This is a genomic window from Ilyobacter sp., from assembly GCF_041583315.1.
Lineage (GTDB): Bacteria > Fusobacteriota > Fusobacteriia > Fusobacteriales > Fusobacteriaceae > Ilyobacter.
Window position 1 is genome coordinate 1 of the sequence record NZ_JBFHGC010000270.1, and the last position, 3,855, is coordinate 3,855.

Sequence of the window (3,855 nt, forward strand, 5' to 3'; positions counted from 1 at the left end):
AAGTTTAAGGGGAATGTAAACAACGGAGAACTTTCTCTCGAAGGTTACCTAAAAATTCCTGATATTGAAGAGGTTAAAGATGATTTTGATCCTATGACCTCATTGGATTACTCTCTGTCCTTGAAGATGAACAAGGTGAGATATGATTATCAGAATGTTATAAAATTAATTCTGAGCAGTGATGCTGTTTTTCAAGGGAATAAAGTTACAGGAAACTTCACCATAGAAAGGGGAGAAATTACAGGGATACCGAAAATTTCAAATGAAGATATTGATGATTTGAAATCAAAAGTCTCTGTTTCTGAAAACGAAGTAATATATACCAGTCAAGAACTTGGTTCTGATTTTTCAATAGTAGGGCCTGGAGAAAAAAATCTTGAAATGGATATAAATGTAGTCATAAAAGAAGGTATATTTATAAAGCTCGACAAAGTGGCAACACTAGTAGAAGACTTGGAAGCTGTCATAAAAGGCGGTGGAAAGGTAACTCTGAAGGATAAAAAGTCCCAGTTTTTGGGGCAGCTTGAATCTGAGAGTGGGGAGATAACAATAAACAATAATCTTTTCGAAATAGACAGAGCAATAGCTATTTTTGATAAAAAAGATGAGTATTTTCCCAAGGTAAACCCAACCTTGCTTGTGAGTGCAAGGTCTACTATATCAGATGAAGAGGTGTATATAGGGGTGAGTGGAGAGTACAGAAGTATGGACTTGACCCTGAGCTCTAGTTCGGGACTCCCTCAGGAAGATATAGCAGCACTTTTGGCTTTTCATAAGACTATTGACTCTACGGGAACTTCAGGTGTCATGGTGAAAAATGTGCTGGATACACAAATATCAAAACAGGTTTTTAGTCCTGTTTCCAATGAGATTCAAAAGTTACTTAGGATATCAAAGTTTAAAATATCTTCTGACCTGGTAGCCTATGATGAAAGTGAAGAAGATTATCAGCAAAGTTCTTCATTGGGGTTGGGTGCATCTATTGAGGCTGAAAATCCCATATATAAAGATAAGGTATTCTGGAATGCAAAGGCCAGGATAGCGGACACACAGTATGGAGATTCTATAGATGAATATGATTTTGTACTGGAACACCGATTTGCAAAAAGTTTTTTATGGGGGTTAGGAGTGGGAAAGCTTCCGCAAGGGAGTTTAAATATAGATGAGGATGAACAGTCAAACTTAAACTATCATATCGACTTCAAATTTAGAAAGACTTATGATAGCCTGCTAGACATCTTCAGAAAAAAATAGTGGAGGGTATGATGAGAAAACAATTATTAGTACTACTTACATTTCTTTTTTCTCTTTTGGCTTTAGGTGAAGATGCAAATTACCTGATAAAAGAGATAGAGGTCACAAACAACAGAGAGGTGCCCATAGAGGTTGTCCAGTCTGTTATGGAATCCAAGGTGGGAGAAAGCTACTCCACCGAGAAAATGGTAGAAGACTATAAAAGGATCAAAAATCTCAGTTACATAGAAGATGTGGTCATCTACCCGAAACTCTACGACGCCGGAATCAAACTAAGTGTGGAAATCAAAGAAAGAAAAGATTCAAAAAAGATTTTGGAAGATAACGGAGTTATACCTTTGTCTGAAAGAGAAAACATAGACAAATCTCTAGTTGTGAACTCGATAGAGATATATGGTAACCGTTACACAACAAGAGAAGAAATCCTAAACATGATACCTGTAAAAACAGGAGGATACTTCTCTAAAAGAAAGGTACTGGAAGGACAGAAGAATATCCTAAATTCAGGATATTTCAGAGAGGTAACTCCCGAGGTATATAAATACGGAGAAGGAGTACTGGTAAGATACAACCTTTCGGAGAACCCGGTTATAACAGGAATAAATATCTACGGGAATACGGTATACTCTACTGAAGAACTTATGAAGGGTATAAAAACCGAGCCTGGGAAAATCTACAACCTAAATACCCTGAGGGAAGATAAGGACGGAATCATCGCTAAGTATCATGAGGCCGGATATGCCCTTACTGAACTTGCAAATATAGGCTTAAACGACAGCTATGAACTGGAGATATATCTCAGCGAAGGTGTGGTAAGAGATATTCAGTTCAGAAAAATGGTAACCAAACAAAAGGGTGCCAGAAGACAAGCAACAGATAATGACTTAAAAACCAAAGATTATGTAATAGAAAGACAACTTGAATTTAAAGAGGGAGAGGTATTTGACTATAACAAGTACCAGGAATCTATTAAAAATCTTATGAAACTTGGGAATTTTAAGAACATAAAACCTGAGTATAAGAGTATACCGGGAGATCCAGACGGAAGAATAGTAGTTATGCTTTTTGACGAGGAGAGAACTGCATCACTTCAGGGAGCACTTTCTTACGGTTCTGAAGTAGGATTTCTAGGTAGTCTTTCGATAAAAGATACCAACTACAAGGGAAAAGGGCAGGATCTTGGACTGACTTATGAAAGATCAGATTCTGACTACAGCAAGTTCTCACTTGATTTTCAGGATCCTTGGATAAAAGATACAGACAGGATATCATGGGGATGGAGTCTCTATAAATCCCAGTATGAAGATGACGACAGTGAACTGTTTTATGATGTAAATACCTACGGATTTAAAGTAAACGCCGGAAAAGGTCTTACTAAAAAAGTGAGAGTGAGCCTCGGTACTAAAGCAGAGTATATAACTGAAGACGATGAAGATGGTGACAGAACAGACGATTATGGATTAGTAAGTATATTCCCGGCAATAACATATGATACAAGAAATCACTTCTGGAATCCTACTGAAGGGGAATATGCAAAACTTCAGGTTGAAGGAGGATATGCAGGCGGTTATGATGCAGATATATTCGGAAATACAACTCTTGAACTGAGAAAATATCACAGAGGTTTCTGGAAAACTAACACCTTTGCCTATAGAGCGATAGGTGGTATCATGACAGATTCTACAAAAGAATCTCAGAGATTCAGAGTAGGTGGAGGAAGTACTCTAAGAGGTTATGACGGAGGATATTACAAAGGAACAAAAAAGCTAACCTTTACTTTGGAAAACAGAAGCCAGATAAATGATGTATTAGGTTTTGTATTGTTCGTAGATGCAGGTAGAGCCTGGGATCAAAACGGAAGAGACACTTCTTATGAACATGATGATGACTTTCCTAATGATATAGGTATAGGTGCAGGAGTGGGGATGAGACTTAATACTCCTTTAGGACCTTTAAGATTTGACTTCGGATGGCCTGTGGGAGACACAGATGATTCTGGAATGCAGTTTTACTTTAATATGGGACATACATTTTAAAAATTTATAATACAGGGGGATAAGCATGAAAAAATTAACGATTCTAGCTCTGGCGGCGACAATGTCAATGTCGGCGTTTGCCATGAAAGTAGGATACGTGAGCTCTCAAGAAGTATTCTCAAAGTATTCAGGGACAAAAGCTGTAAAGGAACAGCTTGTAAAAGAAAAAAGCAGACTGGAAAATGAGATCAAAAAACAAGAAGTGGATTTACAAAAACTAAAGGTTGAACTTCAGGCAAAGGGAAATTCTGTAACACAACAAGAGAAGGCAAAATTCCAAAAACAGGCTACAGATTTTCAAAAATATGTAAACCAGGCACAGATGAACTTGAACAGACAGGAGCAGGAAAAGTTTAGTCAAATAACTAAAAATATAGATGCTTCTGTTCAGTCAGTTGCCAAAAAAGAAAAGTTTGACTATATTTTTGAAGAAGGAGCAATTAAGTTTGGCGGAGAAGATATAACTCAAAAAGTAATCAACCAAATGGAAAAAGGTGAAAAAATAAAGTTAAACTAAACTATATAATGCACTGGGAGGCTATTTTATGAATTACAAATTACAAGA

The 3,855-nt window shown here is 37.0% G+C and carries 3 protein-coding genes; all 3 read left to right on the top strand.

Features of this window, described 5'->3' with window-relative positions:
- Positions 1-1,254 (top strand): translocation/assembly module TamB domain-containing protein (locus tag ABZA26_RS09670; RefSeq protein ID WP_372714316.1); only part of this gene is annotated, 1,254 nt, incomplete at its 5' end.
- Positions 1,255-1,265: 11 nt separating this feature from the next.
- On the top strand, positions 1,266-3,290 hold the full coding sequence (locus tag ABZA26_RS09675) for an outer membrane protein assembly factor (RefSeq protein WP_372714317.1): 2,025 nt from the start codon (positions 1,266-1,268) through the stop codon (positions 3,288-3,290).
- 25 nt (positions 3,291-3,315) lie between these two features.
- Positions 3,316-3,807 carry an OmpH family outer membrane protein gene (locus tag ABZA26_RS09680; protein WP_372714318.1) on the top strand — a complete coding sequence of 164 codons (492 nt, stop codon included), beginning with the start codon at positions 3,316-3,318 and terminating at the stop codon, positions 3,805-3,807.
- Positions 3,808-3,855: the final 48 nt, after the last annotated feature.

Coding starts and splice junctions, on each gene's coding strand:
- ABZA26_RS09680 (WP_372714318.1), top strand. CDS start 3,316: ATGAAAAAATTAACGATTCTAGCTCTGGCGGCGACAATGTCAATGTCG.
- ABZA26_RS09675 (WP_372714317.1), top strand. CDS start 1,266: ATGAGAAAACAATTATTAGTACTACTTACATTTCTTTTTTCTCTTTTG.